Below are 26,626 nucleotides of genomic sequence, written 5' to 3' on the forward strand. Positions count from 1 at the left end.
GGGCGGGACCGAAGCCCCGCCCCATTCCATACCCGGATGCCGGATCACATCGGCAGGGGCTGCCCGTTCACCAGGATCTGCATCCCTTCCTTGGCCTCGATCTTCGAGGTCAGCTCATCGGGATTCGCACCGGGCACCATGAACATGCCCATCATCATCCGGGCACCCATCGCGTCATCCTCGCTGATCAGGCCGGTGGCGATCAGCCCGTCGATCAGCGCATTGGCCCCGGTCACGGTGACGTTCGCCTCGCCCAGCGGCATCGGGATGCCCATCGAGTTGTCGAAGGTGAAGGCCCCGGTCGCCGCCAGCGACGCGCCCGCGACCTGCAGGCCCAGCTCGGTGATGTTCAGGCTTTCCGGAGCCGGCGTGTAGGGCACGCCCGTCTCCTCGGCCGCGATCAGCGCAGGCAGGTCCATCGTGGTCTTGCCCGAGATGTCGATGGCGATCTGCGCCGCATCGCGCGGCAGCGCCGCATTCGGGTCGAACATCGCCCAGGCTTCCTCGTTCAGGCTGAAATCGGCCAGCTTCAGCACCAGCGCATAGTCCGCCGCCGTCGCCGCGATCACCGGCACGGTGAAGTCGAACTGCATCGGCCCCGAGGTCACCTGCAGCGGCACCGGCATCATGCCGGGCGCCGATGCGATCTCCAGGCTCGAGCCCGTCGACTTGGCCGAGAAGGTGTCCTTGTTGAACACCACCGACCCCTCGCCGCCGCCGGCGTTGATCGTCAGGTCCATCGGCATGAAGGCGCTTTCCTGCTTCATCGTGCCCGCGGACGCACCCTGTTTGGTGGTCAGGTTGAAGGCCAGCCCCTCGTTCAGCGCCGTGGCGAAATCGGCGGGCGTCTCCAGCGCGGTCAGCGCGATGGTCGAGGGCAGCGCGAAGGTCAGGGCCATGTCGATGCCCTGGGTCTCGCTGGTCGAGGAGGTCTTCATCTCCATCCCCGGATCATCGGCGCTGGTGCCATAGGCCAGCGTGTCGGCCTTCAGCGTCCAGCCGAAGGTGCGGTTGGTGCCGGGGGTGTCGGAATAGGTGCCCGAGACGTTGGCCAGGCTCACGTCGCCCGACGAGGTCACGTCCGGCGCTTCCGAGCCGTCGAAGGAGACGCCCGCATAGGTCGTGCTGTAGTCGACGTCCAGCTTCGCCGCCGCATAGTCATAGGCCATGCCGCCCTCGGCCTCGCGCGCGGTGATGGTCAGGCCGTCATGGGTGACCTTGACCGAACCCTCGGTGTCCCCGGTCATCGTCACGCCAATGTCCGCGCCGGGCGCGATGGCGACCGAACCATCCGACTGCTCGGTCATGGTCATGTCCGAAATCGTCAGCGCCGGGGCGCCTTCGGCACCGATCGACACCCCGTTCAGGGTCAGCACGCCGCCGGCATTGTTCTCGGTCGCGGCCGAAATGGTCAGGCCGACCTTGGCACCTGCGTCCTTCCACGACTGCCACACCTGATCCGCGGTCAGCGCGGCATGGGCGGTGCCCGACAGCAAAATGGCAATGGCCGGAGCGGCCAAATAGCTCTTCATCCGAAACATGCGGTTCTCCCTACATCCGAAAAAATTTCCCGGACACATAAGACCTGTCGCGCGGGAACCGCAAGTGACGCTTTCACGACCTTTTCGGGGCAGGAAACGATCTTGCTCAGGACCCCCGATAGGTCGAATAGCCGAAGGGCGAGATCAGAAGCGGCACATGGTAGTGCTGGCTGGCGTCCGGAACCCCGAATCGGATGGGAATTTCGTCAAGGAAAAGAACGCCTTCGCCCGCCTGACCGCTGGCGCGCAGATAGTCGCCTGCCTGAAAGACCAACTCGTAGCTCCCCGCTTCCAGCGCATCGCCTTCCAGAAGCGGCCCATCGGTCCGTCCGTCGGCATTGGTGACAACTTCCTTCACCTTGCGGTGACTCTGCCCGGAGATGCGGTACAGCAGGATCCTGACCCCCGCCGCGGGCTTGCCCTTCGCGGTGTCCAGCACATGCGTCGACAGCCGTCCCATTCGTCATCCCTCCATTCGTCTGCCACTTATCTGACCACGAAACCCGCCGTCAGGCGACCCGGCCTTCATCGCATATGACCTTTCGTGAAATCCTGAAAATATCTTCCACCAAACTCCCCTAGTCTCGCGCCAAAGGAGACCTTTCCAGTGACCCGTTACCCCCGAGATTTCCGCGGCTACGGCCAGAACCCTCCCGACGCCCGCTGGCCGGGCGGGGCGAAGATCGCCGTGTCCATCGTGCTGAACTACGAAGAGGGCGGCGAGAACAACATCCTGCACGGCGACGCGCAGTCCGAGGCGTTTCTGTCCGACATCGCCGGGGCCGCCCCCTGGCCCGGCCAGCGCCACTGGAACATGGAATCGATCTACGACTACGGCGCGCGCGCGGGGTTCTGGCGGCTGCACCGCCTGTTCACCGGGATGGACATCCCCGTCACGATCTACGGCGTCACCTCGGCGCTCGCGAGGAACCCCGAACAGGTCGCCGCGATGAAGGCTGCGGGCTGGGAGATCGCGTCCCACGGCCTCAAATGGGTCGACCACCGCGACATGCCGCCGGAAGAGGAAGCCCGCCAGATCGCTGAAAGCTTCCGCCTGCACGAGGAAGTCGTGGGCGAGCCGCCGCAGGGCTGGTACACCGGCCGCTGCAGCATGAACACCGTGCGCCTGACCGCCGAGACCCGGAAACTCGCCTGGATTTCAGACACTTACGACGACGACCTGCCCTACTGGCGCGAATATGGCGACCATGACCAGCTGGTGATCCCCTACACGCTTGAAGCCAACGACATGCGCTTCGCCACCGCGCCGGGCTACATCACCGGGGAACAGTTCTACCAATACCTGAAGGACAGCTTCGACACGCTCTATGCCGAAGGCGAGGCGGGCCAGGCCAAGATGTACTCGATCGGCCTCCATTGCCGCTTGATCGGCCGCCCCGGCAAGATCGCGGGCCTGAAGCGCTTCCTTGATTATGCAAGATCCCATACTGGTGTCTGGTTCCCGCGCCGGATCGACATCGCCGAGCACTGGAAAAACACCCATCCGCACAAACGCTTCGAGCGCCCGTCGCAGATGACGCGCGAACGCTTCGTCCAGAAATTCGGTTCCATTTTCGAACACTCCCCCTGGGTCGCCGACCGGGCCTTCGACCTGGAACTCGGCCCCGCGCATGACAGCGCAACGGGCCTTCACAACGCCCTGACCCGCATTTTCCGGTCGGCCTCCCCCGAGGAACGGCTCAAGGTCCTCAAGGCCCACCCCGACCTCGCCGGGAAACTCGCCGCCGCGAAACGCCTGACGCCGGAAAGCACCGCCGAACAGGCCTCCGCCGCCCTCGACGCCCTGACTGACGAAGAGCGAAGCCAATTCCAGCGGCTGAACGAAGAGTATGTCGCAAAGCACGGCTTCCCCTTCATCATCGCCGTCCGCGACAACACGAAGGCCTCCATCCTCGACGCCTTCCAGACCCGCATAAACAATGACACCGCCACGGAATTCGCCACCGCCTGCCGTCAGGTGGAACGCATTGCCGAACTGCGCCTCAAGGACCAATTGCCATGAGCTACTACACCCCGCCCGGCGGGCTTCCCCCACAAACCGCCCTCATGACCCAGCGTGCGGTCTTCACCGGCAGCTACTGCGTGATCCCGAAGGGCTGCTTCTCGGACATCGTGACGAGCTTCCTGCCGGGCTGGACGAAGACCAAGCTCTGGATGATCGCCCGCCCCATGTCGGGCTTTGCCGAGACCTTCAGCCAATACGTCATGGAAGTCGCCCCCGGCGGCGGCTCCGACGCGCCGGACGCCGAAACCGGGGCCGAACACTGGCTGTTCTTCACCGGCGGTCTTGCCACGGTGACGATCGACGGCACCGGTTACGAGATGGAGGAGGGCTCCTACGCCTATATCCCCGCCGGCGCGCGCTGGACGCTGCTCGCCGAAGGCAGCCAACCCGCCCGCTTCCACTGGCTTCGCAAGATCTATGAACCGGCCCCCGGCGTGCCCGCCCCGGAAGCCTTCGTCATCAACGAACGCGACGTTCCGGTGCGCTGGATGCCGGACACCGAGAACCGCTGGGGCACCACGCGCTTCGTGGAACCCGATGACCTCCGCCACGACGCGCATGTGAACATCGTCACTCTCCAGCCCGGCGGCGTGATCCCGTTCGAGGAAACCCACGTGATGGAACACGGCCTCTATGTCCTTGAAGGGAAAGCCGTCTACAAGCTGAACCAGGACTGGGTCGAGGTCGAGGCGGGAGACTTCATGTGGCTCCGCGCCTACTGCCCGCAGGCCTGCTACGCCGCCGGCCCCGGCCGCTTCCGCTACCTCCTCTACAAGGACGTCAACCGCCACGCCAAGCTGCGCGGCCCCGGCGCCTTCGGTCCGCCCCGATGAGCCTTTCATCTTTGCACAAATATCCCGGGGGTGCGGGGGCTGGCCCCCGCTCTGTCGCGACGCGGGGGCACCAGGCGTGAGAACCCTGCGCCCCCTTTCCCTCACCGCAAAGGCCTTCGCCCCGTTCGGCGATGTCCTCGACGCGACCGGCGACCACCGCTTGATTAACGCCGGCCTCTGCAAGCGACACCACGACCGCGCCAGGCTGGACTTCGGCGATGCCCGCGCCGGCATCTCGATCTTCCAGGCCGAACCGCGGTCGTTCCCCTACAGCTTCGACCTGATCGAACGCCATCCCGAGGGCAGCCAAGCCTTCATCCCGATGACCGCCGACCCCTTCCTCGTCATCGTCGCCGCTTCACCCGACGCCCCGCCGCAAGCCTTCCTGACCAACGGCGCGCAGGGCATCAACCTCCACCGCGGCACCTGGCACGGCGTCCTCACCCCCCTCTCCGCCCCCGGCCTCTTCGCCGTCGTGGACCGCATCGGGACGACCCCGAACCTGGAAGAACACCGTTTCACCGAACCGTGGACGGTCCTGGCCCCGTAAGGGCCCCTAACCGGAGCGCATCACGGGGCGATGCGCAGACGGCGCGAATACCAACAGGCCCCAAGGGAAAAGGAACCTCTCACAATGACCACCCAAGTCCACCCCGTGGACGAGGTGCTGGCCCCGCCGAAACTCTTCACCCTCGGCCTCCAGCACGTTCTCGTCATGTATGCCGGCGCTGTCGCCGTCCCCCTCATCGTCGGCCGCGCGCTGAAGCTGGAACCGGCGGATGTCGCCTTCCTGATCTCGGCCGACCTCTTCGTCTGCGGCCTGGTCACCCTGATCCAGTCCATGGGCGCAACCCAGTGGTTCGGCATCAAGCTGCCCGTGATGATGGGCGTGACCTTCGCCGCCGTGGGCCCGATGGTCGCCATGGCCAACGCCACCCCGGGGCCTGACGGGGCGCGCGCGATCTTCGGCGCGATCATCGCCGCCGGCGTGATCTCGATCATCATCGCGCCGCTCGTTTCCCGGATGCTGCGCTTCTTCCCGCCCGTGGTGACCGGCACGATCATCCTGGTGATCGGCGTCTCCCTCATGCGGATCGGCATCAACTGGATCTTCGGCAACCCCGTCGGCCCCACCGCGCCGATGATCGTCGATCCGGCCCATGCCGACTGGCTGAAAGCCGTGACCGAGGGCGCGGCCGCCGGCACCGTCACCGGCGTCCCCGAGCTGCCGCCGAAATTCGCCCCGGCCCCCACCATGATGAACGAGGCCTATGCCCCCCTGGGCAACATCGGCATTTCGGCCATCGTGCTGATCTCGATCCTTCTCATCGCGCGCTTTGCGAAGGGGTTTGTCGCCAACATCTCGGTCCTTCTCGGCATCATCATCGGGGCGGTGATCGCCGTGGCGCTTGGCAAGATGAGCTTCGACAAGGTCGGCGATGCGGCCTGGTTCGGCCTGATCACGCCCTTCCACTTCGGGATGCCGACCTTCGACCTGGTGATGATCGTCACCATGACGCTGGTGATGATCGTCGTGATGATCGAATCCACCGGCATGTTCCTGGCTTTGGGCGACATGACCGGCAAGCCCGTGACGCAACCGATGCTCTCCTCCGGCCTGCGCACCGACGGCCTTGGCACGCTGATCGGCGGGATCTTCAACACCTTCCCCTACACCTCGTTCAGCCAGAACGTGGGCCTTGTCGGCGTCACGGGCGTGAGGAGCCGCTTCGTCTGCGTCGCAGGCGGGATCATCCTGATCGTCCTGGGCCTCGTCCCCAAGATGGGCGCGCTCGTGGAATCCGTCCCCACCATGGTCCTCGGCGGCGCGGGCCTTGTGATGTTCGGCATGGTCGCCGCCACCGGTATCCGCATCCTCGCGGGCGTGGATTTCTCGAAGAACCGAAACAACCTCTTCATCGTCGCGGTCTCGGTGGGCATGGGGATGATCCCGCTCGTGGCTCCGAACTTCAAGCAGTGGATGCCCCACGACATCCACCCGCTGATCGAATCCGGCATCCTCCTCGCCTCGATCACCGCCGTGATCCTCAACGCCTTCTTCAACGGCACCGAGGACCAGACCGACGCGATCAAGGCCGCCGCCTCGAAGGCCGAGCACTGACGCCACAGGGAAAGGCGGGGCCAATTTGGACCCCGCCTTTCCGCTCACGTCTTTCCACATTGTCGCATGGCCCGCCGCCCGCTAGGGTCAAGCCTTCCAAGGGAAGGAACCGCCGATGATCCGCCTCGCCACGCTTGCGCTTTGCCTTTTGCCCTTTGCCGCGTTGGCCGACCTTCCGACCCAGGAAACCTGGCCCGAGGCACGGCAGACGCTCACCACCGCGGACGGCCTGGCGATGACCTATGTCGAGGCGGGCGATCCCGCCGGTCCGCCGACGCTTCTGTTGCACGGCTACACCGACAACTCGCGCAGCTGGTCGCTCCTGGCGCCGCATCTGTCCAACCGCAGGCTCATCATGCTGGACCTGCGCGGCCACGGCGGCACCGCGGCCCCCGCCTGCTGCTACGGCCCGGACAGCCTCGCGCATGACGTGGCGCAGGCGATGGACGCGCTGGGACTGCCCCAGGCCGACGTGATCGGCCATTCGATGGGCTCCGTCACCGCCGCCACCCTTGCCGCATGGCACCCCGAAAAGGTCCGCCGGTTGGTCCTCATTTCCACCGCGGTCGAGATGCCGGCCGCCGCGACCGACTGGCTCTGGGCGAATGTCCCCGGCCTGCCCGACACCATCGACCCGCAAAGCCAGTTCATGCTGGATTGGTACTGGAACCCCAACCCCGTCCCCGCCGAGTTCATCGACCGCGAAAGGGCCGAAAGTGCCGCCACCCCACGCGCCGCCTGGATGGGGGTCCTGCAGGGCCTGACCGCGATGGACCTGGGCAAGGTCGCGCCGAAGGTCAACCAGCCGGTGCTGATCCTCTGGGGCGATCAGGACGGCTTCTTCGACGCAACCAGCCAGGAGGCCGTCCGTGCCGCCTATCCCAAGGCCGAGTACCAGGCCTATCCGGGCTACGGCCACAACATGTTCTGGGAAATCCCCGACCAGGTAGCCGCCCGCATCCTGCCCTTCCTCGATGCCCCCTGACGGCCCGGGTCCGGGCAGAGCCATCTTCCCCAAGGCGGCTGGTCAGGTCGCCCTGGCGTTCTGAGCGCCCGCTTTCCCCCCTGACAGCCCGCCGCTGCCCGGCTAGTCTTGCCCCGACCGGCCGCAGCAGGACCCCGATGACCGAAGCAACGCTCCGCTCCCGCCTCCGCACGCTCTACGAAGGCGAAGGCCAGACCGGAGACCGCTTCCGCTATGCGCTCCTTGCCTTCGACCTGCTGACCGTCGCCTGGCTCATCACGTCTTCCTTCTTCCAGCGCGGCCCCCACCACATCCAGATCGACGTCGCCATCGGCGTGGTGTTCCTGATCGATTTCATGGCCCGCCTCTTCATCTCGCGCCGGCCGGTGAAGGACCTTCTCAGCTTCTGGGGCGTGGCGGACGTCCTGGTCATCATCTCGCTCCTCTTCCCGATCTGGGGCGAGGGGCTTGCCTTCCTGCGAGTCCTGAGGCTTTACCGCGTCTTCCACTCGCCACAGACGCTGGACCAGCTGCGCGACGACGTGCCCGGTTTCCGCCGCAACGAACTTGCCCTGCGGGCGGCGCTGAACCTGGCGATCTTCATCTTCGCGATGACGGCGCTGGTCTACCAGACGCAATACGGGCTGAACGACAAGATCACCAACTATGTCGATGCGCTGTATTTCACCGTGACCACCCTGTCGACGACCGGCTTCGGAGACATCACCCTGGTGGGCAACAGCGGCAAGCTTCTGTCGGTCGTCATCATGATCTGCGGGATCAGCCTGTTCCTGCGGCTGATCCAGGTGATCTTCCGCCCGCCCAAGGCGCATTTTCCCTGCCCGACCTGCGGGCTTCGCCGTCACGATCACGACGCCGTCCACTGCAAGGCCTGCGGCACCGTGCTGAACATCCCCGACGACGGGCTGGACTGACCTTTAGGTGCGGCTGCGGGGCCTTCCGGCCCCGCCCCGCTTCCGTCACGCTTTCGGGATTACGAACTTGATCGTCCGGCTGCTTGGGATCAGGCCGCTGTAATCCTCGAGGCAGCCATTGAAGCTATGGTTGGCCGGGATCTGCACCTCGCCCTCGGCGTGGAAGCTCGTGCCCTTGTGCTCGACCGTGGATGACGAGCTGCTGGCGGCGACGTTGATGTCACCGTTCACGATCAGCGCCACGTTCGAGGCGGTGAAGTCCGCGCTGACGCTGATGCCGCTCATGGTCATGACATAGACCTTGCGCGAGATGTCGCAGTTGCGCTGCGGGTCGCCCACGATCGCCCCGGACGAGGCTTTCAGCACCGAAGAGGTGGACACCCGCGTGCTGATTGCCAGCGTCGCGTCGATCCGCGCGTTGCTGCCGACGTCAAAGCCGCAATCGGTGATCAGCGCCACCTGGCGGACCGTCTCGGTCGCACTGGTTGCAAGCGTTGCGTCCTTGCGGTCGACACTGCCCCCGATCGAGATCCAGGTCGCCGGCCCGTTGCCCTTGTCCCGGCAATCCACGTTGTAGACCAGTCCGGTCGGCAGGTTGCCCTTGGTCAGGTACATCAGCTCGTTGTACTGAGCCGCAGTCAGCGTGACGACAGACCCCTTCACCAGCTTCTTGGTGGCGGCGAGGTTCATGATCTTCGCATCGACCAGCGGCGTCAGGTTCGCAGCCAGCGTCTTGTCGGCAAAGAAGTTGGACTTCAGTTCCGAGGTCGTCGCCAGCATCGCCGCCGAGACCATCGCGATGTGATCGGCCACCGGCATCAGGTCGAGGTTCATCTCGAACTTCGCATCCTCGACCCCCGGATTGGCAGAATCGAAGCACTTCGTCCCGCAATCGGCCAGGTCCGGCATCGACAGACCTGCCCCTTCCTCGAAGTAGTTGGTCTGCGGCATCCAGACGTCGGTCTGGCTGTGCACGCAGTAGCTGCCGCCGATCCGGTTGCCCGAGGTCAGCGTGACCCGCCCCTTGGCGTAGATCCCGTCCGAGGAGACGCAATTGCCCGGCGGGCCGTAGTAGGCGACGCTGGTGACCGTGAACTCGAAGGTCTTCACGCCCGCGAAACGCAGGAGAGAGGTCGTCACCGGGTTGCCCACGGAACTGTCGCGGTGCAGCGTGACCTTCACCGCGTTGGGCTCGCCCGCCACCAGAGTGCGGGTCTTGGGATCGAAGCGGACCAGCTCGACATCGCTTGGCCCAAGGGTCGTCTTGCCGATCAGGGTGGTCGGAGCATTGGTCTCGGCCGTCGCAAGCGCCACGGCCTGGATGTCCGAGGGCAGCTTCTCCTCGGCCATCGCCACGACGCCGGCATGGGCGGCCGCATCGGCGGCGACCGTGATGAACTCTTTCTGCCGGTGGACGTTCGTCACGTCGATGGCAAGCCCCAGGAACATGCAGAACACGGCCAGCGCCGCCAGCGCGAAGGCCGAGATGCTGCCCTCTTCCCGGGCAAGGAAGGTCCGGATTGGATGCTGAATGGACATGTCAGACGGGCTCCAGGCTGCTGATGGCGCGCGCGACCAGCTTGTCGCCAACCGCGATGGGGATGATCCCGAAGGGCGAGGTCGCCCGCGAATCCGTGCTTACCCGGACGATCACCTGGTCGTTCTGGATGATGATCTCGGCGGTGGCCGGGGAATTGGGCGTGCTGGCAAAGGCTTCGGCAAAGGCCTTGGCCTCCGCCGCGGACATCGCATGGCGCGAGACGATCCGCGCCGTGTCGCGCGAGACGTTCAACAGCGCGGTGTGCCGCAGGAAGAGCATGCTGGCATCGACCACTAGAAGAAGAAGCGTGGTGAAGAGCGGAAAGAGGATGACGAATTCGATCGTGGCCGTCCCGTCGGTAGAGGTCAGGAACGACCGAATGTTTCTCGGACGACGATGAACGTGGTCGAGCATGATATCACCAGAGTATGAGGGGTTTCGGTGTACACGCCGGAACTGGGGAATCGCACACAACCGTAGGATTAGGACTGTGCACAAAGCTTGCTTAATCGGCGAATAACCGCTCATTCATATTCAGTTAATATTATCCATGGGTTGGCGGCCCACTTCGGGGCAAATCCCCTCGAAGATCGTTGACAGCCCAGGTGGGCGCAGGCAGCATTCCGCCTGGTGGCAGCATTTGGATCCGCCGACTGACGATGATTTTTCAACAATGGGATTTCCGCCATGCACAAGCGCCTTGTCGTGTGTTTCGACGGCACCTGGAACGCGGCCGACAGCGAACGGGCCGAAACGAACGTCGTCCGTCTCTCCCGCGCTGTCCGTGCCAATTCCGGCGATGACGGGGTCCCCCAGCTTTGCATCTACCTGCGGGGCGTGGGAACCAGCGGATCGCGCCTTGAACGGCTCGTGGCCGGCGCGACGGGCTCGGGGACCGAGGACATCATCCGCACCGCCTATCTCTTCCTCGCGCAGAACTACGTGCCCGCGCACAAGGACGAACGCGGCCGCGACGTTCCGGCGGACGAAATCTTCCTCTTTGGCTATTCCCGTGGCGCCTTCGCCGCGCGGTCTCTGACCGGGCTTCTCAGCTCTGCCGGACTTCTGAAGCGGCAAAGCCTCCAGCACCTCTCCACCGCCTGGTCCTATTACCGCGACTTCCGCAAGCGCTCGCCGCAGGATTTCGTCCGCCGCTACGCCAGCCGCAAGATCGAGACCCACGAGGACGTCGTGGTAAATTTCCTGGGCGTCTGGGACACGGTCGGCGCGCTAGGCATCCCCGTCGGCTTCCTGGGCGAGCTTTCGGGCCTCGTCCACGGCTTTCACGACACCTCGCCCTCGCGGATCGTCAAACACGGTGCACAGGCGCTGGCGATCGACGAATACCGCGACGAATTCGTGCCCACCCTCTGGACCGGGACCGCACCGCCGGGGTCCACCATCGAACAGGTCTGGTTCGCGGGCAGCCATGCCGACGTGGGCGGCGGATTTTCCGACCGCGAGCTGGCCGACATCCCGCTTCTGTGGATGATCGACCGGGCCAAGTCCGCCGGCCTTCAGGTGGACGAAGCGACGCCGGGCCTCTTGCCCGAACCCGCCGCGATCAACGTCCTCGGACCGACCCATGACCCACGTGAAGGCTGGTCGGTCAAGGATCGCCTGACGCCGACGATCCGCAGCGTCTGCGAAAAGGACGTGGCGGTCGAGTTCTTCGAACGGCTTTACCGACCGCTCGACAAAAGCGGCAAGCCCCTGAAGACCATCAACGAAATGATCCACTGGAGCGTGGCCGAACGCTTCGGCAAGCTTGGCCTCACCTCGCCCGACGACAGGGTCAAGACCCGCAGGCGGGCGAAATACGCGCCGAAAAACCTGCACCCGCATTTCGACGCCGCGGACAAACCCCGGCCCGGAACGAAGTTCTGGACTACTTGAGCTTGATGCAGAAGTGCTTGCGGACCGGCTTTTCGATGGTCCAGGTGCCCTTGAAGGTCGGCTCCACCACGAAGGCATCGCCCGGGCGCAGCGTCACCGGCTGGCCGCCGTCCGGGGTGATGGTGATCTGCCCCTCGATCAGGTGGACGAATTCGTAGAATTTGTAGGACGCGTGCCAGCTGCCCAGGGTCGCCTCCCAGGTGCCGCTGATGACGCTGCCATCCGCGCTGGTATGCTGGACCCAGGTTTTCATCGACGGTGTCCCTTCGGTCTTCACCCAGCCTTCCAGGTCGGTCGTCATCGGCTCGGGTCCGGGTGCGGGAAAGCGGAATACGGTGTCGGTCATGGCGGGTCTCCCTGTCGTTGATCCTTGGTAGGACCGTGCCCCGCAGCGCGCAAGGCCGGGACGCGCCATTCCGCGTCGGTTTCCGCCTTGCACGACCGCACGCGCTCTGCTTCATCCACTGCAACCAAGAGAGGGACCCATGCTGATCCGCGAAGCACGTGCCGACGACGCCGACCACCTTGTCCGTTTCATCAACATGGCTGCCGACGACCTCCCGCTGCATTTCTGGAAGAAGACCGTCGGTCCGGACGGGGACCCGATCGCGCTTGGCCGCGAACGCGCTGCCCGCGAAACGGGCAACTTCTCCTTCCGCAACGCCTGGCTGGCCGAAGTCGATGGTCAGGTCGCAGCCTGCCTGCTGGGCTACCCCGCCGCGCTTGAACCCGAACCCATCGCGCCCGACACCCAGCCGCTTTTCGTCCCGCTGATCGAGCTTGAGAACATGGCCCCCGGGTCCTGGTATCTGAACGTGCTTGCCACCTATCCCGAGCATCGCGGCAAGGGCCTTGGCTCGGCGCTGCTTGCCAAGGCCGAAGAGGTGACCCGCGCCTTGGGTCGCAGCACCATCAGTCTGATCGCCGAGGACACCCACCAGGATGCGCTGCGCCTCTATCGTGCGAAAGGCTTCACCGAAGTGGCCCGCCGCCCCGTTGTGAAAGAGGACTGGCACGTCGACGCCTCCGAGTGGATCCTCTTCACCAAGGCGCTCTGACCCACCTCCTCGTTCGCCTTCGCCTGTCCGTCGGAAGTCGCGCGAGGAGGAACAGGATCCCGACAAGCGGTCCGGCAGGGCGGAAATGCAAGGTTTCCAAATCCCTAACGTCCGCGGCCAAGCCCTTGGAATCAAAGGCGTCCCGGCGTTTGTCCACCGTGGACAGGTCACGCCATCCGGAGCGCCATGTCCAGCATCCGGTTGGAAAACCCCCACTCGTTGTCGTACCAGCCGAAGACCCGCAGCATCCCCCCGGCCGAGACCTTGGTCTCCGGGCAGGCCATCACCACCGACTCCGCCCGCGCCCGCAGGTCGGTCGAGACCAAGGGCCGGTCCGTCACCCCGATCACGCCCCCCGCCGCACGGAAGACCGCATTGACCTCCTCCACATCGGGCCGCCTCTCGGTCACCAGATGGAAGTCGACGCAAGAGACCGAGGCCACCGGTACCCGCACCGCCTGCGCCACGATCCGCCCTGCGATCTCGGGCAGTACCCCGTCCAGAAGCCGCGCCGCCGAGGTCGTGGTCGGCACCATCGACAGCGCCGCCGCCCGGCTTCTCGGATAGTCGGCGGCCGGGGCATCCACCGTCGGCTGGCTGCCGGTGTAGCAGTGGACCGTCGTCATCGACCCCGTCACGATCCCCCAGTTCCGGTGGATCAGCTTCGCCAGCGGAGCCAGCGCATTCGTCGTGCAGGAAGCGTTCGAAACGACCCTCTGGTCGCCCAGCACCCCCTCGTTGGCCCCGAGCACGACCGTCACATCCGCCGCCCCGGACGGCCCCGAGACCAGCACCCGCCCCGCCCCCGCGCGCAGCCCCCGCTCCGCCACCTCCCGCGCCTCGGCGCGGCCGGTGCATTCCATTACGAGGTCGACGCCAGCCAGATCCAGCGTCGAGAGGTCCGCCGTCCGATGAAGCGGCACCCGCCGCCCATCGACGACAAGCGCCCCGCCCTCCAGCGAGACCGATCCACGCCAGGGACCGAAGACACTGTCGTACTCGAAGAGATAGGCGCACATCTCGGGTGCCGCGATTTCGTTGATCCCGACGATCTCCAGGCCCCGCCAGTTCCCGGGGTCCAGCAGGAAGGCCCGAAGCACCGACCGCCCGATCCGCCCGAACCCGTTGATGAAGACCCGCATCGCGCACTCCCGCCCCGTCCGGCGCAGTCTCACCACGGCCGCGTGAGGGCTTCAACGGCCATCTTGTTCCCCGCACAATCCGGCCCGGGCGCCCCGGAGTTTTCGAAAACTCCGGTCCGATTTCTTCGAAGAAATCGGCGCTCAGACCCCGACCTCGATCCCGAGGCCCCGCTCCCGTGCGAGCTGGACCGCGACCGCCGCCACGGCAAGGTCCTGCAAACCCACGCCCGTCCCGTCGAAGAGCGTGATCTCGTCCCCTGTCCGCCGCCCCGGGTGCTTGCCGATCAACACATCCCCCAGCGGCACGATGGCTGAGGCATCCATCAGCCCCGCCCCTACCGAGTGCTGCGCCTCGCCGATGGTGACCGACTGCGCCACCTCATCGGTGAAGACCGACGCACCGGCGACCAGGGCCGGGTCGACCTCCTGCTTGCCCTTGGTGTCCGTGCCCATGCAGGACAGGTGCGTGCCGGGTGAAACGTGCTCGGCCAGAAGACTTGCAGCGGGGGACGAGGTGATGGTCACGATCACCTCGGCCTCGCGCATCCGGGGCAGGTCCACCGCCTCGAACGGCAGGCCCAGTTCGGCAGCCACCGCGCCGAGCTTCGGCAGCATCTCCGGGTGCAGGTTCCAGGCGATCACCCGCTCGAACCGCCGCACCCGCGCGGCGGCGCGAAGCTGGAACCCCGCCTGATGCCCCGCGCCGACAATGCCCAGAACATGCGCCTCCGGCCGGGCCAGCCGGTCGATGGCGATGGCCGATGCCGCCGCCGTCCTGAGGGCCGTCAGAAGGTTTCCCCCCACCATCGCCACGGGGCGCCCGGTGTCGGGATCGAACAGGAAGACCGAAGACTGGTGGTTAATCAGCCCCTTCGCGGCGTTCCCCGGGAAATACCCCCCGGCCTTCACGCCGAGTTGCCCCCCTGCCCGGTCGAGGCCGGACTTGAAGCCATATTGCCGCCCCTCGCCCAGCGCCTCGCGCACCACGGGGAAGTTGTAGGCCTCGCCCCGCGCCATCGCGGCAAAGCAGGCCTCGACCGCGCGGAAGGCGTCTTCGGGGGTGACGAGCGAGGCGATCAGGGCCTCGGGGACGATGAGCATGGGGCGGTCCTTTGCGACAGGCGTTGGACCGGGGGTTTCACACCCCCGGACCCCCGTGGGATACTTGGACAAAGATGAAAGGCTTAATAGGCCTTGCCGCGGGCCGAGACAGGCCAGACGCTTTCGACCTTGCCGTTCCGGACGCCAACGTACCAGTCATGCACGTTGCAGGTCGGATCGCAGTGGCCGGGGACGAGCCGCAGCTTGTCGTTCACCTTCAGCACGCCCTGCGGGTCCTCGACGACTCCATGTTCGTCGCTGCACTTGACGTATTTCACATCGTCGCGCCCGAAGATCACCGGAAGCCCCGAGTCCACCGACTGCGCCTTGAGGCCCGCGTCCACGATGGCCTTGTCGGCCTTCACATGGCTCATGACCGAGGTCAGGATGAACAGCGCATTCTCCCATTCGCCCCGGTCGATCCGGCGGCCGTCCTTGTCGAGGATGCGGCCGTAGTCCGCATCCATGAAGGCGTAGGAGCCGCACTGAAGCTCGTTGTAGACCCCGGAATTGCTTTCGAAATAGTAGGAGCCCGTGCCCCCGCCCGACACGAGTTCCGGCTTCAGCCCCGCGGCCTCCAGCGCGTCGACGCAGGCCTTCACCTGGGCGATGGCGGCGTCGAGCTTGGCCTTCCGGTCCTCATACTTGTCCATGTGCTGCATCGCGCCCTGATAGGCCTGGATGCCGGTGAACTTCAGCCCCGGCGCCGCCGCCACAGCCTTGGCGATGGCCACCACCTCCTCCGGCGTCTTCACCCCGCAACGGCCCGCGCCGCAGTCGATCTCGACGAAGACCTCCAACTGCGTGCCGTGGCGAACCGCCGCCTCCGACAGGTCCGCCACGTTCGTCACATCGTCCACGCAGACAATGGTCCGCGAGCCCAGCTTCGGCAGCCGCGCCAGACGGTCGATCTTCGCCAGGTCGCGCACCTGGTTCGACACCAGCACGTCCTTGATCCCGCCGCGGGCAAAGACCTCGGCCTCGCTGACCTTCTGGCAGCAGACGCCAACCGCGCCACCGAGCCGCTCTTGCAGCTTGGCCACGTCGACCGACTTGTGCATCTTGCCATGCACCCGGTGCCGCATCCCGTGCGCCTTCGCGTAGCCGCCCATCTTGACGATGTTCCGCTCCAGCGCGTCGAGGTCGAGGATCAGGCAGGGGGTCTGGATGTCCGCCTCGTCCATCCCCGGCAGAGCCGGGATGTCGTAGCCCACCTCAAGCCCTTGAAAATCCGTGTGCTTGTTCATGGTCTTCAGCCTTTCATCCAGGGAAGTTTGTCCAGGTCGACGTTGCCGCCGGTGATGATGATGCCCACCCGCTTGCCCCGGAAGGCCGCGCGGTTCTTCAGGACCACGGCCAGCGGCACCGCGCTGGAGGGTTCCATGACGACTCGCAGGTGCTTCCATGTCAGCTTCATCGCGTCGACGATTTCCTGCTCCGAGGCCGTGTAGATCTCGCTGACGTGGGTCGACACGAAGTTCCAGGTCAGGTCCTTTAGCGGCACCAGGAGGCCGTCCGCGATGGTCTTCGGCGCGTCGTCGGCGATGATATGCCCGGCCTTGAAGCTGCGATAGGCGTCGTCGGCCTGTTCCGGCTCGGCGGCGATCACTTTCGTCTCGGGCGCGAGGGTGGAGAGCGTCAGGCAGGTGCCCGAGATCATCCCGCCGCCGCCGATGGGGGCCACGACCATATCCAGGCCCCCGGTCTGCTCCATGAACTCACGCGAGCAGGTGCCCTGCCCGGCGATCACGCGAGGGTCGTTGTAGGGATGGACGAAGTCACCGCCGGTGCGGGCCTGGACCTCGGCAAAGGTCGCCTCGCGGCTGGAAGTGGAGGGTTCGCATTCGGTGATCACCCCCCCGTAACGGCGCACGGTGTCCTTCTTCGCCTGCGGCGCGGTGCGGGGCATGACCACGTTGCAGGGGATGCGGCGCAGCATCGCGGCATAGCTGAGGCAAGAAGCGTGGTTGCCGGAGGAATGGGTGGCGACGCCCAGCTTGGCCTGGTCATCGGTCAGTCCGAAGACCGCGTTGGCCGCACCGCGCACCTTGAAGGCGCCCGGTTCCTGGAAATTCTCGCATTTGAAGAAGAGCTCGGCTCCGCTGAGTTCGTTCAGGTAGTCCGAGGTGCGGACCGGGGTCTGGCGGATGTGCGGGCGGATGCGGTCGTGTGCGGCCAGCATGTCATCGTAGGTGGGGATCTGCAATCCGTTCATGTCCTTCATTTTCCTGCCCTTTCCGCTGGGGGCCAAAATCCTTCGAAGGATTTTGCAAATCTTTTCGAAAAGATTTGCCCTTCACTCCGCCGCCATCGCCAGGGCCGGAACCGTCCCGCGATAGTACTCCTGCGCCGCCGCCACGCCTGACCCAAGTTCGACCTTCCAGCCAAGATCCGCCATGCACATCTCGGCGACGCACAGGCCCGAGAGCACCATCGCCTCGGTCAGCATCCCCAGATGTCCGATCCGGAACACCTTGCCCGCGACCTCACCGAGACCCACGCCGAAAGCCATGCCGTACTTGCTGGCCGCCAACTGCACGAGGGCCGTCCCATCGCACCCGGCAGGCACCTTCACCGCCGTCACCGTGTCCGAATACAGGTCCGCCGAGGCCGCATAGGGCGTCATCCCCCAGGCAAACACCGCCCGACGGACGCCTTCCGCAAGACGGTGGTGGCGGGCATAGACGTTCTCCAGCCCCTCGATCTCCAGAAGGTCGATGGAATGCGCAAGGCCCGCGATCAGCCCCACGGCGGGCGTATAGGGGTAGCCGCCACGGGCATAGGACGCGAGCATGTCCTTGAAATCAAAGAAGGTCCGCAGCAGCTTCGCCGTCTCCATCGCCGCGATGGCCTTGGGCGAGACGCCCAGGATCGCCAGGCCCGCAGGCAGCATGAAGCCCTTCTGGCTTCCCGCCACGGCGATATCCACGCCCCAGCCCGCAAAGTCGAAGGGCATCGAGGCGATGGACGACACCCCGTCCACGAACAGCAGCGCGCCATGCCCGGCCGCATCCATCGCCGCCCGGATGCCTGCGATGTCGGACTTCACGCCGGTCGCCGTCTCGTTGTGGGTCGCCAGCACCGCCTTGATCCTGCCCGCCCGGTCCGCCCGCAGCGCCGCCTCGATCTGCGCCACGGGAGCACCCTGGCCCCAAGGCGTCTCGATGATCTGCACCTCCAGCCCGTGCCGCTGGCAGAGGTCGATCCAGCGGTGGCTGAACATCCCGAACCGCGCCGCCAGCACCGTGTCGCCGGGGGACAAGGTGTTCGTCACCGCCGCCTCCCAGCCGCCAGTGCCGGTAGAGGGGATCACGATGACCTCACCCTGATCCATCCGCAACACCCGCCGCACCCCTTCCACCGCCGGCTTGAACAGCCGCGCGAAGGCCGGGCTCCGGTGGTCCAAAGTGCCCATGTCGCAGGCCTTCCGCACCGAGTCGGGGATGTTCGTCGGGCCGGGGATGAAAACCGGGTTCTGCATGGACATCGGGCAACTCCCTGAAAGATCGCCCGGAAAAGCTACGCCCTGCGGCCAATCCGCACAATTTTTTCGAAAAGATTTTTCACTGTCACAGTCCCGTGCTATTCCCTTGTCCACTCAATGACTTGTGCTTTTTCACGAACAGGAGGCCCCGATGGCCCAGAAACCCCGCGGCCGCCCGAAGGCGTTCAATGACAAGACCGACCAGAACACCGTGCAGGCGCTGGACCGGGGCCTCGACATCCTGTCCTTCGTCGCCCTGAACCCCGGGCGGACCCTCTCGGAAATCGCCGAAGACACCGGCGAGGCCATCGCCACCGTCTTCCGCGCGCTTGTCACCCTACAGGGCCACGGCATGGTCGAGGTCGAGGAACCCGGCCAGTTCTGGCACATCGGCCCCGGCGCCTTCCGCGTGGGCTCGGCCTTCCTGCGCCGCACCAAGGTCGTCGAACGCGCCCGCCAGCCGATGGACGCGCTCATGCGCGAAACCGGGGAGACCGCGAACCTTGGCATCGAGGTCAAGGACGAGGTCTTCTTCGTGGCCCAGGTCGAAACCTACGAGGCGATCCGCGCCTTCTTCCCGCCCGGCACCCGCGCGCCGATGCACTCCAGCGGGATCGGCAAGGCGCTCCTCGCCTGGTATCCAGAGGAGAAGGCCCGCGGCATCTTCGCCCGCAAGGGGTTGGAGAAGTTCACCTCCCTGACCCTCACCAGCGACTCGGCCCTCCTCCGCGACCTGAACCGCACCCGCGACCGGGGCTTCTCCATCGACGACCAGGAACGCGCCGAGGGGATGCGCTGCGTCGCCGCCCCGATCTTCAACGCGCATGGCGAGCCGGTGGCGGGGCTCTCCGTCTCGGGTCCCGCCTTCCGGATGGGTCTGTCGGACGCCACCCGGATCGGTGCGCTGGTCCGGGCGGCGGCGGACCAGGTGACGGAAGCCACGGGCGGCACCCAGCCCGCGTGACGCTTTCGACAGGGGCGGGTCGGTCGGGGGCCAGACGCCCGCGCCCTACCGGCTAGACAGGCGGTCAAAGCACGGAAGGACCGGAAGATGACCAAGCCCAACCTGTTGATCCTGATGGTCGACCAGCTGAACGGGACGCTCTTCCCCGACGGCCCCGCGGAGTTCCTGCACGCCCCGAACCTGAAGCGCCTCGCCGCCCGCTCGGCCCGCTTCAGGAACTGCTACACAGCCTCGCCCCTTTGCGCCCCGGCGCGGGCGAGCTTCATGTCGGGCCAACTCCCCTCCCGCACCCGCGTCTACGACAACGCCGCAGAATTCGCCTCGGACATCCCGACCTACGCCCACCACCTGCGCCGGGCGGGCTATCAGACGGCGCTTTCCGGCAAGATGCACTTCGTCGGCCCCGACCAGCTGCACGGCTTCGAGCAGCGCCTCACCACCGACATCTACCCCGCCGATTTCGGCTGGACCCCGGACTACCGCAAACCGGGCGAGCGGATCGACTGGTGGTACCACAACCTCGGCTCCGTCACCGGGGCGGGCGTGGCCGAGATCACCAACCAGTACGAATACGACGACGACGTGGCCTTCCAGGCGATCCAGAAGATCTACGACCTGTCGCGCGGGGCCGATCCCCGTCCCTGGGCGCTGACCGTCAGCTTCACCCACCCGCACGACCCCTTCGTCGCCCGCCGCAAATACTGGGACCTCTACGAAGGCGCCCCGGAATGCGAACCGCCGGAACCGGTGGCCTATGAGGATATGGACCCCCATTCCAAACGCCTGATGGACGCCTGCGACTGGCGCGGGATGGAGATCACCCCCGACCACATCCGCCGCGCCAAGCGGGCCTATTTCGCCAACATCAGCTACATTGACGACAAGATCGGCGAGATTCTTGCTGTCCTCGAAGCCACAAGGCAGGAGGCCCACGTCGTCTTCCTGTCGGACCATGGCGAGATGCTTGGGGAAAAGGGCCTGTGGTTCAAGATGAACTTCTTCGAAGGCTCTGCCCGCGTCCCCCTGATGATCGCCGCGCCCGAGATGCCCGCAGGTCTGGTGGAAACCCCGGTCAGCTCCATCGACCTAGCCCCCACCCTGGCCGCGCTGGCCGGCATCTCGATGGAGGAGGTGGCCCCCTGGACCGAGGGCGTGAACCTGATCCCCGTGGCGAACGGAGCGGCCCGCGCCCCGGTGGCGATGGAATACGCCGCCGAAGGCACCATCACCCCGATGGTCGCCCTCCGCGAAGGAGCCTGGAAATACATCCGCTGCCCCGCCGACCCGGAGCAACTGTTCGACGTGGCGAACGACCCGGGCGAGACGCAAAACCTAGCCCAGGACTCGCGCGCCGAGCCCGTCCTGCAGCACTTCCGTACACTTGCCGACAAACGCTGGGACCTCGCCGCCTACGACGCCCAGGTCCGCGAAAGCCAGGCTCGCCGCTGGGTGGTCTACGAGGCGCTACGCAACGGCGCCTACTTCCCCTGGGACCACCAGCCGCTCCGCGCGGCGTCGGAACGCTACATGCGCAACCACATGGACCTGAACGTGCTGGAGGAGAGCAAGCGCTTTCCGAGGGGCGAATAAGGGAGGGCGAACAGCGCGGACGTTGACGGGACAGTGGCGGGTGCCGATCCCAAGGCCATCGGGGAAACCGGAAAAACCGCTGATGTTCCACATGCCGTCGCGTCCGGTTGACAAACGCCGCGCTGTTCGAGGCTCTGAACCCGATCAGCCGGCAATTGTTCCGAAAAGACCGGTCAGGCCTCGCAAAGCCGCCAGCCGGGCTTCCGGCATCACCGCGCGTCGGCCAGCACCCGCTCCGCGCCCTTCCAGCCCATCAGCATGGCCGGAGCATTGGTGTTCCCCGCGATGATGTTCGGGAAGGCGCTGGCATCGATCACCCGCAATCCGCCGATGCCATGCACCCTCAGCCCCGCATCCACGACCGAGGCGGCCGAGTCCCGCCCCATCCGGCAGGTGCAGCTTGGGTGGTAGACCGTCCCCGACCGCGCGCGGAAATCGGCGATGAGCTGGTCGTCCGTCACCACCTCGGGCCCCGGCCGCAGCTCCTCCTTGATCAGCCGCGCCATCGCCGGTTGCGCGGCGATGTGGCGGAGAAACTTCACGGCGGCCAGCATTTCCTCGACGTCGTTGTTCGTGGAAAAGGCGTTGGCGGTGATCACCGGGTGATCCTCGGCCCGTGCGGTCCGCAGGCGGATGTGGCCCCGGCTGGTCGGGCGGCAGTTTGAAAGCCCGATCGACATCCCCGACCAGGGGTCCGGGTTCAGCACCGGCCGCTCGCCCTCACGCGGGATCAGGGTCGAGAAGGCCTGGAAATAAAGCTGCATGTTCGGCCGGTCGAGGTCCGCCCGCGTGCGGAAGAACCCGCCGCCGTGGTTGATCGACTTCGCCAGCGGCCCGCCGCCGCCGATGAAATACTGCAGACCCGCGCGCAGCTTTCCCCACCAGGGCCGAAGCTCGTCATTGTAGGTCGGGACCTTCATCGACCAAGTGTAGTTGATGCCCTGGTGGTCGCTGAGGTGATCGCCGACGTTCGGATTGTCCAGAACCACCGGGATCCCCAGCGACTGCAACAATGCCCCCGGCCCGATCCCACTGAGCTGCAACAACTGCGGCGAGTTGATCGCGCCCCCCGCCAGAATGACCTCGGCCCGTGCCCGCAAGACCCGCGTCTCGCCGCCCCGCCGATACTCCACCCCCACGGCCCGGCCGCCTTCGATCACCACCCGCGTCGCCAGCGCCCCCGTGACCACAGTCAGGTTCGACCGCTTCATCGCCGGCCGCAGGAAGGCCCGCGCGGCCGAGTTCCTCCGCGCGCCCTTGATCGTCATCTGGTAGACGCCCGCGCCTTCCTGCACCGCGCCGTTGAAATCCGGGTTCTCCGCCAACCCGGCCTCACCACAGGCCGCGATGTAGGACGGAACCAAGGGATGCAGGCCCGAACGGTTGGCCGAGATGAAAAGCGGCCCGCCCTTCCCCCGGAAGGCATCGCCCCCCGCCTCGTTGTCCTCCAGGGCCCGATAGGCCGCCAGACACTCCTCCCAGCCCCAGCCGGGGTTGTCGCGCCCCCAATCCTCGTAATCCGCCCGGTGGCCCCGGATCCAGACCATCGCGTTGATGCTGGACGACCCGCCCAGCACCTTGCCCCGCGGCCAGTGGTCCCGCGCGCCCGCCAGCCCCGGGTCGGGCTCGGTCTTGTAAAGCCAGTTCACCGCCGGATCGTAGAAGAGCTTCCCGTAGCCCAGGGGCAGCTGCACGAAGAACCGCCGGTCCGACCCGCCCGCTTCCAGCACGGTCACCTTGTGCTTGCCCGAGGCGGTCAGCCGTTCGGCCAGCACGCAGCCCGCCGAGCCCGCGCCCACGATGATGTAATCCGTCTCGTCCATCCCGGCCCCCAAGGCTTCGGCGGCCAACCTAAGCGCGCACCTCGCTTTGGAATGGTCATTCTCCGACATCCCATGTCGCAGCCGTGACCCACCCCTTTCACCTGGCAGCAAATATCCCCGCCGGAGGCACGCGACCGAGGCTTTGCGCGTCCTTCACGCGCAAAGCCGAGACAAGGAGTCTTCGCGCCGAAAGGCGCTCCTTTTCAAAAGCGCTTCAACCCACGGCGAAAGTCGGCGCGTAGTCCACGGGAAAGTTCACCGACCGGGCGATGAAGCAGACCTCGTGGATGCGGTGGTGGATCGCCTCGGCCGCCGCAAGGTCCGTCCCCGCCGCCACCGTCACATGCGGCCGCAGCGTCACCTTGACGAACCGCCCCGCGCCGCCGCGACCGACCTCGCCCACGCCCAGGGGCGCGTCGGAATAGGACGTCACCACGATCCCCGCATCGCTCGCGTAATGCAGATACCACAGCATATGACAGGCCGAGAGCGCCGAGAGCAGGAGGTCCTCGGGGTTCATCTTCGCCGGATCTCCCCCCAGCAGCGGGTCGTTGGAACAGTGCACCACGGCCTTCCCCGGCACCGCGATGTCCCAGGTCCGGTCATAGGCCTTGTAATGCGCCGTGCCCTCGCCCCGATTGCCGGTCCAGAGAATGCGGGTCGTGTAGTCGTGGTTGGCCATCGGAACCTGCGGCAGGATGGATGCACTTGCGTAGGGTGGCGGTACCGCCCACCCTACCCTAGCGTCCTTTCCACACCGGGTCGCGCTTTTCGGCAAAGGCGCGCGCGCCCTCCAGCTGATCCTCGCTGGAATAAAGCCGGTCCACCGTCGGCATCTGCCGCTTGGTGATCCGGTTCAGCGCATCCTGGAAGCGCATGTTCTCCGCCTCGCGCACCACTTCCTTGATCGCGGCATAGACCAGCGGCGGCCCGCTCTCCAACAACCGCGCCAGGTCCCAGGCCTTCGCCATCAGCTCCTCCGGAGCGCAGACCTCCTTGATCAACCCCCAGCGGAAGGCCTCCTCGGCGTCGAACCAGCGGCCCGTCAGCAGAAGGTCCATCGCCACGTGATAGGGAATGCGCTTCGGCAGCTTGATCGAGGCCGCATCGGCGACGGTGCCCGACCGGATCTCCGGCAGGGCGAAGGTGGCGTTGGTTGAACAGAGGATCAGGTCCGCCGACAAGGCCAGCTCCAGCCCGCCCCCACAGCAGATGCCCTGCACCGCCGCGATCACCGGCTTGTTGAGGTTTGGCAGCTCCTGCAGCCCGCCAAAGCCCCCCACGCCATAATCGCCATCCACAGCATCGCCCTCGGCGGCGGCCTTCAGGTCCCAGCCCGGGCAAAAGAACTTCTCCCCCGCCGCGCGCAGGATGCAGACCCGCAGGCTGTCATCATCCCGGAAGTCCCGGAAGGCCAGCCCCATCACCCGGCTCGTCGCCAGACTGATCGCATTGGCCTTGGGCACGTCCAGCGTGACCTCCAGGATGGCGCCTTCCCGCCGCGTCTTGATCGGCCCCTCGGTCCGCATCTGCATCTCTGGCATCACACCCTCCTGACCAGCGCATCCACCGCCACGGCACCCGCTTCGCGGACCATGACCGGATTGATCTCGATTTCCTCAAGGCTTTCGTCGACCAACATCAGGTCGCCCAACCGCACCGCCATCGCCGCCACTGCCGCCATGTCCGCCTTGGGTCTCCCCCGATAGCCGTCCAGAAGCGGCCAAAGCCGCAGGTCCCGTGCCGCCTCCAGCACCTCGGCCTCCGTCACCGGCAGCACCAGCGTCACCGTATCGGCCAGCACCTCGGCCGTCACCCCGCCCATGCCAAGGGTCAGCGTGACCCCATAGACCGGGTCGCGCCGGAGGCCCAGCAGGACCTCGGCCACCGCCCCCGTCACCATCTCCTCGACGAGATAGCCCGAGGCCCCCGGCATCTCTGCCTGCCCCTCCAGCGAAGCGAGCCCCAGCCGCACCGCCCCCGCCTCGGTCTTGTGGGCAAAGCCAAGGCCCTTCAGCACGTAGGGCGGGGTTAACCCCGCCAAATCCAGTGCCGACAGGCTTGTCGCGCTTGTGGACTTCGGCACCGCCACCCCCGCGCTGGCGAGCAGAGCCTTCCCCTCGGCCTCTGTCACCATCGCCGTCTCGCGTGGCGCCAGCGCCGCCACCGGCCGCCACCCCGCCACGCCGGGAGGCGTCTGCGCCGCCTTGATCGCGGCCAGCGCCGTCTCCAGCCCCAGAAGCGCGCAGACACCGTCCGCCATCATTGCCTGCACCCGGCCCTCGCCGAAGTTCTCGGCCATCGAGGCGACAGGGAAGGCGATCTTCCCGGTGGCCTTCTGCGCCGCGACGATGGCGGCAAAGGCCGGATCATAGCCCGAAGGGTCACACCGGTCCGCCCGAGGCGCGTCGATGATGTAGATGCCGGCATCGTAAGCGTCGAGCATCGAGCTGAAGACTTCCGTGGTCTTCGGCCCATCCCCCCAGATGAAGGTATGGTAATCCAAGGGGTTGGAGATCGTCGGGATCTCTCCCAGCACGGCAAACAGGCGATCGTGCGTGGCCTGCGGCACCGCCGGGAAGTCGATCCCGAAGGGCGCCGCCAGATCCGCCACCAGCCCCGCCTCCCCGCCCGAACAGGACAGCGAACACAGCCTGGTCCCGATCTGCGGCCCGTGGACGTGGAAGATCTTCAGCGTCTCGATCAGTTCCGACGGCGTATTGACCTCCGCCACCCCGATCTGCCGCAGGAAGGCGCTGGACGCCGCCCCTCCCCCGGCCAAGGAGGCCGTATGCGAGGCCGCAGCCGTCCGCGACAGCTCGGTCTTCCCCGACTTGATCACCACCACCCCCTTGCCCAAGGCCCGCGCCTTCTCGGCCAGCGCGGCGAAGGCCGGGGCATCGTCGATCCCCTCGATGTAAAGCCCCACCGCCGTCACGCGGGGATCATCCAGCAGCGCCCCGGTCAGCTCCGCCAGCCCCACCACGGCGGCATTGCCCAGGCAGGCGACATAGGCCACCGGCAAGCCCCGCTGCTGCATCCCCAGATTGATGACGATGTTCGACGACTGGCTGACCAGCGCCACGCCCTTATCCACCGGGACGCCCCCATGCTGGTCCGGCCACAAAAGGGCACCGTCCAGGTAGTTGATCACCCCATAACAGTTAGGCCCCAGGATCGGCATGTCGCCCGCGGCGGCGATAAGCTTGTCCTGCAGCCCCGGCTCCCCAGCCTCGGTCCAACCGGAGGCAAAACAGATCGCTCCGCCTGCCCCCATCGCGGCCAGTTCGGCCACCACGTCGATGGTCGCAAACCGGTTCACCCCGATGAACACGGCATCCGGCGCCTCGGGCAGGTCGGCCAGCGAGGCATAGGCCTTGAGCCCCCCGATCTCTGCCTTGGTCGGATGCACCGGCCAGACCGGCCCCTGGAAGCCCATCTTCCGGCACTGTTCGATGACATTCAGCGCCCAGCCTGCGCCCAGGACGGCAATGTGGCGCGGGCGAAGCAGGCGGTCGAGACGGCTCATGCGCGGCCTCGCCCTGCTGCATCAAGCGGGGGGGGGGGGGGGCCCCCCCCCCCCCGGCGGGGGGGGGGGGGTCTGAAG

Annotated in this window: 24 protein-coding genes; 10 read left to right on the forward strand and 14 right to left on the reverse strand. The window is 66.4% G+C overall.

Annotated features, from left to right (window positions below; translation table 11 throughout):
• Nucleotides 1-44: 44 nt before the first annotated feature.
• Together ACE3Q6_RS13430 and uraH are read right to left on the reverse strand one after the other, a co-directional pair.
• Entirely contained in the window at nucleotides 45-1,541 is a 1,497-nt protein-coding gene (locus ACE3Q6_RS13430; protein WP_374433158.1) for a DUF2125 domain-containing protein, read from the reverse strand.
• 106 nt (nucleotides 1,542-1,647) lie between these two features.
• The gene (uraH, locus tag ACE3Q6_RS13435; protein ID WP_374433161.1) at nucleotides 1,648-2,001 is read right to left on the reverse strand and encodes a hydroxyisourate hydrolase; all 354 of its coding nucleotides are present in this window, start codon (nucleotides 1,999-2,001) and stop codon (nucleotides 1,648-1,650) included.
• Between the two features lie 147 nt (nucleotides 2,002-2,148).
• Here uraH and puuE point away from each other — a divergent pair, with 147 nt between their 5' ends.
• The 6 genes from puuE (at nucleotide 2,149) to ACE3Q6_RS13465 (ending at nucleotide 8,421) form a co-directional block, all read left to right on the forward strand.
• Nucleotides 2,149-3,564: an allantoinase PuuE gene (gene puuE, locus ACE3Q6_RS13440; RefSeq protein ID WP_374433164.1), complete on the forward strand. Its 1,416-nt coding sequence runs from the start codon at nucleotides 2,149-2,151 to the stop codon at nucleotides 3,562-3,564.
• Nucleotides 3,561-4,400, forward strand: a complete 840-nt coding sequence (locus tag ACE3Q6_RS13445) for a bifunctional allantoicase/(S)-ureidoglycine aminohydrolase (protein ID WP_374433166.1) — start codon at nucleotides 3,561-3,563, stop codon at nucleotides 4,398-4,400. The genes puuE and ACE3Q6_RS13445 overlap by 4 nt, the downstream gene beginning before the upstream one ends.
• A 76-nt stretch (nucleotides 4,401-4,476) precedes the next feature.
• On the forward strand, nucleotides 4,477-4,950 hold the full coding sequence (locus tag ACE3Q6_RS13450; protein WP_374433168.1) for an ureidoglycolate lyase: 474 nt from the start codon (nucleotides 4,477-4,479) through the stop codon (nucleotides 4,948-4,950).
• An 84-nt stretch (nucleotides 4,951-5,034) separates the two neighbouring features.
• Nucleotides 5,035-6,522 (forward strand): nucleobase:cation symporter-2 family protein, encoded by a 1,488-nt coding sequence (locus ACE3Q6_RS13455; protein ID WP_374433170.1) that lies wholly within the window; start codon nucleotides 5,035-5,037, stop codon nucleotides 6,520-6,522.
• A 115-nt stretch (nucleotides 6,523-6,637) separates the two neighbouring features.
• Entirely contained in the window at nucleotides 6,638-7,507 is an 870-nt protein-coding gene (locus ACE3Q6_RS13460) for an alpha/beta fold hydrolase (protein ID WP_374433172.1), read from the forward strand.
• A gap of 137 nt (nucleotides 7,508-7,644) precedes the next feature.
• Nucleotides 7,645-8,421, forward strand: a complete 777-nt coding sequence (locus ACE3Q6_RS13465) for a potassium channel family protein (protein WP_374433174.1) — start codon at nucleotides 7,645-7,647, stop codon at nucleotides 8,419-8,421.
• 45 nt (nucleotides 8,422-8,466) lie between these two features.
• On the opposite strand, the gene ACE3Q6_RS13470 is transcribed toward ACE3Q6_RS13465, so the two are convergent.
• The gene (locus tag ACE3Q6_RS13470; RefSeq protein ID WP_374433176.1) at nucleotides 8,467-9,960 is read right to left on the reverse strand and encodes a pilus assembly protein TadG-related protein; all 1,494 of its coding nucleotides are present in this window, start codon (nucleotides 9,958-9,960) and stop codon (nucleotides 8,467-8,469) included.
• A gap of 1 nt (nucleotide 9,961) precedes the next feature.
• Nucleotides 9,962-10,375, reverse strand: a complete 414-nt coding sequence (locus ACE3Q6_RS13475) for a TadE/TadG family type IV pilus assembly protein (protein WP_374433178.1) — start codon at nucleotides 10,373-10,375, stop codon at nucleotides 9,962-9,964.
• A gap of 273 nt (nucleotides 10,376-10,648) precedes the next feature.
• On the opposite strand from ACE3Q6_RS13475, the gene ACE3Q6_RS13480 reads away from it, so the two are divergent.
• The gene (locus ACE3Q6_RS13480; RefSeq protein ID WP_374433179.1) at nucleotides 10,649-11,857 is read left to right on the forward strand and encodes a DUF2235 domain-containing protein; all 1,209 of its coding nucleotides are present in this window, start codon (nucleotides 10,649-10,651) and stop codon (nucleotides 11,855-11,857) included.
• Here the strand turns inward: ACE3Q6_RS13480 and ACE3Q6_RS13485 are convergent.
• The gene (locus ACE3Q6_RS13485) at nucleotides 11,850-12,203 is read right to left on the reverse strand and encodes a cupin domain-containing protein (protein WP_374433180.1); all 354 of its coding nucleotides are present in this window, start codon (nucleotides 12,201-12,203) and stop codon (nucleotides 11,850-11,852) included. The two genes, ACE3Q6_RS13480 and ACE3Q6_RS13485, sit on opposite strands and share 8 nt — an antisense overlap.
• Before the next feature lie 139 nt (nucleotides 12,204-12,342).
• On the opposite strand from ACE3Q6_RS13485, the gene ACE3Q6_RS13490 reads away from it, so the two are divergent.
• Nucleotides 12,343-12,915: an N-acetyltransferase family protein gene (locus ACE3Q6_RS13490; protein WP_374433183.1), complete on the forward strand. Its 573-nt coding sequence runs from the start codon at nucleotides 12,343-12,345 to the stop codon at nucleotides 12,913-12,915.
• A gap of 167 nt (nucleotides 12,916-13,082) precedes the next feature.
• Here ACE3Q6_RS13490 and ACE3Q6_RS13495 read toward each other — a convergent pair whose 3' ends face one another.
• The 5 genes from ACE3Q6_RS13495 to bhcA all read right to left on the reverse strand — a co-directional run bounded on the left by ACE3Q6_RS13495 (nucleotide 13,083) and on the right by bhcA (nucleotide 18,645).
• Nucleotides 13,083-14,057 carry a type I glyceraldehyde-3-phosphate dehydrogenase gene (locus ACE3Q6_RS13495; protein WP_374433185.1) on the reverse strand — a complete coding sequence of 325 codons (975 nt, stop codon included), beginning with the start codon at nucleotides 14,055-14,057 and terminating at the stop codon, nucleotides 13,083-13,085.
• Nucleotides 14,058-14,198: 141 nt separating this feature from the next.
• Nucleotides 14,199-15,158 (reverse strand): iminosuccinate reductase BhcD, encoded by a 960-nt coding sequence (gene bhcD / locus ACE3Q6_RS13500; RefSeq protein WP_374433188.1) that lies wholly within the window; start codon nucleotides 15,156-15,158, stop codon nucleotides 14,199-14,201.
• A gap of 83 nt (nucleotides 15,159-15,241) precedes the next feature.
• Nucleotides 15,242-16,405 (reverse strand): 3-hydroxy-D-aspartate aldolase BhcC, encoded by a 1,164-nt coding sequence (gene bhcC, locus ACE3Q6_RS13505; RefSeq protein ID WP_374433192.1) that lies wholly within the window; start codon nucleotides 16,403-16,405, stop codon nucleotides 15,242-15,244.
• 5 nt (nucleotides 16,406-16,410) lie between these two features.
• Nucleotides 16,411-17,382, reverse strand: a complete 972-nt coding sequence (bhcB, locus tag ACE3Q6_RS13510; protein WP_374433195.1) for a beta-hydroxyaspartate dehydratase BhcB — start codon at nucleotides 17,380-17,382, stop codon at nucleotides 16,411-16,413.
• 72 nt (nucleotides 17,383-17,454) lie between these two features.
• Nucleotides 17,455-18,645, reverse strand: a complete 1,191-nt coding sequence (gene bhcA, locus ACE3Q6_RS13515; protein ID WP_374433197.1) for an L-aspartate--glyoxylate aminotransferase BhcA — start codon at nucleotides 18,643-18,645, stop codon at nucleotides 17,455-17,457.
• Nucleotides 18,646-18,793: 148 nt separating this feature from the next.
• On the opposite strand from bhcA, the gene bhcR reads away from it, so the two are divergent.
• Together bhcR and betC are read left to right on the forward strand one after the other, a co-directional pair.
• The gene (gene bhcR / locus ACE3Q6_RS13520; RefSeq protein ID WP_374433200.1) at nucleotides 18,794-19,606 is read left to right on the forward strand and encodes an HTH-type transcriptional regulator BhcR; all 813 of its coding nucleotides are present in this window, start codon (nucleotides 18,794-18,796) and stop codon (nucleotides 19,604-19,606) included.
• A gap of 87 nt (nucleotides 19,607-19,693) precedes the next feature.
• Nucleotides 19,694-21,196 (forward strand): choline-sulfatase, encoded by a 1,503-nt coding sequence (gene betC, locus ACE3Q6_RS13525; protein ID WP_374433202.1) that lies wholly within the window; start codon nucleotides 19,694-19,696, stop codon nucleotides 21,194-21,196.
• 209 nt (nucleotides 21,197-21,405) lie between these two features.
• Here the strand turns inward: betC and ACE3Q6_RS13530 are convergent, their stop codons facing one another.
• The 4 genes from ACE3Q6_RS13530 to ACE3Q6_RS13545 all read right to left on the reverse strand — a co-directional run bounded on the left by ACE3Q6_RS13530 (nucleotide 21,406) and on the right by ACE3Q6_RS13545 (nucleotide 26,548).
• The gene (locus ACE3Q6_RS13530; RefSeq protein WP_374433204.1) at nucleotides 21,406-23,019 is read right to left on the reverse strand and encodes a GMC family oxidoreductase; all 1,614 of its coding nucleotides are present in this window, start codon (nucleotides 23,017-23,019) and stop codon (nucleotides 21,406-21,408) included.
• A gap of 214 nt (nucleotides 23,020-23,233) precedes the next feature.
• The gene (locus ACE3Q6_RS13535; protein ID WP_374433208.1) at nucleotides 23,234-23,701 is read right to left on the reverse strand and encodes an OsmC family protein; all 468 of its coding nucleotides are present in this window, start codon (nucleotides 23,699-23,701) and stop codon (nucleotides 23,234-23,236) included.
• Between the two features lie 58 nt (nucleotides 23,702-23,759).
• Nucleotides 23,760-24,554 carry a carnitinyl-CoA dehydratase gene (locus ACE3Q6_RS13540; protein ID WP_374433392.1) on the reverse strand — a complete coding sequence of 265 codons (795 nt, stop codon included), beginning with the start codon at nucleotides 24,552-24,554 and terminating at the stop codon, nucleotides 23,760-23,762.
• A gap of 8 nt (nucleotides 24,555-24,562) precedes the next feature.
• Nucleotides 24,563-26,548, reverse strand: coding sequence for an acetate--CoA ligase family protein (locus ACE3Q6_RS13545; RefSeq protein ID WP_374433212.1), 1,986 nt, complete (start codon nucleotides 26,546-26,548; stop codon nucleotides 24,563-24,565).
• Nucleotides 26,549-26,626: the final 78 nt, after the last annotated feature.

It is taken from the genome of Tabrizicola sp., from assembly GCF_041913445.1.
Taxonomy (GTDB): Bacteria; Pseudomonadota; Alphaproteobacteria; order Rhodobacterales; family Rhodobacteraceae; genus Tabrizicola.

What these genes read in the sequence shown, in the direction of transcription:
- ACE3Q6_RS13430 (WP_374433158.1), bottom strand. Translation starts at nt 1,541, where the DNA reads ATGTTTCGGATGAAGAGCTATTTGGCCGCTCCGGCCATTGCCATTTTG.
- uraH (WP_374433161.1), bottom strand. Translation starts at nt 2,001, where the DNA reads ATGGGACGGCTGTCGACGCATGTGCTGGACACCGCGAAGGGCAAGCCC.
- ACE3Q6_RS13445 (WP_374433166.1), top strand. Translation starts at nt 3,561, where the DNA reads ATGAGCTACTACACCCCGCCCGGCGGGCTTCCCCCACAAACCGCCCTC.
- ACE3Q6_RS13455 (WP_374433170.1), top strand. Translation starts at nt 5,035, where the DNA reads ATGACCACCCAAGTCCACCCCGTGGACGAGGTGCTGGCCCCGCCGAAA.
- ACE3Q6_RS13460 (WP_374433172.1), top strand. Translation starts at nt 6,638, where the DNA reads ATGATCCGCCTCGCCACGCTTGCGCTTTGCCTTTTGCCCTTTGCCGCG.
- ACE3Q6_RS13465 (WP_374433174.1), top strand. Translation starts at nt 7,645, where the DNA reads ATGACCGAAGCAACGCTCCGCTCCCGCCTCCGCACGCTCTACGAAGGC.
- ACE3Q6_RS13470 (WP_374433176.1), bottom strand. Translation starts at nt 9,960, where the DNA reads ATGTCCATTCAGCATCCAATCCGGACCTTCCTTGCCCGGGAAGAGGGC.
- ACE3Q6_RS13475 (WP_374433178.1), bottom strand. Translation starts at nt 10,375, where the DNA reads ATGCTCGACCACGTTCATCGTCGTCCGAGAAACATTCGGTCGTTCCTG.
- ACE3Q6_RS13480 (WP_374433179.1), top strand. Translation starts at nt 10,649, where the DNA reads ATGCACAAGCGCCTTGTCGTGTGTTTCGACGGCACCTGGAACGCGGCC.
- ACE3Q6_RS13485 (WP_374433180.1), bottom strand. Translation starts at nt 12,203, where the DNA reads ATGACCGACACCGTATTCCGCTTTCCCGCACCCGGACCCGAGCCGATG.
- ACE3Q6_RS13490 (WP_374433183.1), top strand. Translation starts at nt 12,343, where the DNA reads ATGCTGATCCGCGAAGCACGTGCCGACGACGCCGACCACCTTGTCCGT.
- ACE3Q6_RS13495 (WP_374433185.1), bottom strand. Translation starts at nt 14,057, where the DNA reads ATGCGGGTCTTCATCAACGGGTTCGGGCGGATCGGGCGGTCGGTGCTT.
- bhcD (WP_374433188.1), bottom strand. Translation starts at nt 15,158, where the DNA reads ATGCTCATCGTCCCCGAGGCCCTGATCGCCTCGCTCGTCACCCCCGAA.
- bhcC (WP_374433192.1), bottom strand. Translation starts at nt 16,405, where the DNA reads ATGAACAAGCACACGGATTTTCAAGGGCTTGAGGTGGGCTACGACATC.
- bhcB (WP_374433195.1), bottom strand. Translation starts at nt 17,382, where the DNA reads ATGAAGGACATGAACGGATTGCAGATCCCCACCTACGATGACATGCTG.
- bhcA (WP_374433197.1), bottom strand. Translation starts at nt 18,645, where the DNA reads ATGTCCATGCAGAACCCGGTTTTCATCCCCGGCCCGACGAACATCCCC.
- bhcR (WP_374433200.1), top strand. Translation starts at nt 18,794, where the DNA reads ATGGCCCAGAAACCCCGCGGCCGCCCGAAGGCGTTCAATGACAAGACC.
- betC (WP_374433202.1), top strand. Translation starts at nt 19,694, where the DNA reads ATGACCAAGCCCAACCTGTTGATCCTGATGGTCGACCAGCTGAACGGG.
- ACE3Q6_RS13530 (WP_374433204.1), bottom strand. Translation starts at nt 23,019, where the DNA reads ATGGACGAGACGGATTACATCATCGTGGGCGCGGGCTCGGCGGGCTGC.
- ACE3Q6_RS13535 (WP_374433208.1), bottom strand. Translation starts at nt 23,701, where the DNA reads ATGGCCAACCACGACTACACGACCCGCATTCTCTGGACCGGCAATCGG.
- ACE3Q6_RS13540 (WP_374433392.1), bottom strand. Translation starts at nt 24,554, where the DNA reads ATGCAGATGCGGACCGAGGGGCCGATCAAGACGCGGCGGGAAGGCGCC.
- ACE3Q6_RS13545 (WP_374433212.1), bottom strand. Translation starts at nt 26,548, where the DNA reads ATGAGCCGTCTCGACCGCCTGCTTCGCCCGCGCCACATTGCCGTCCTG.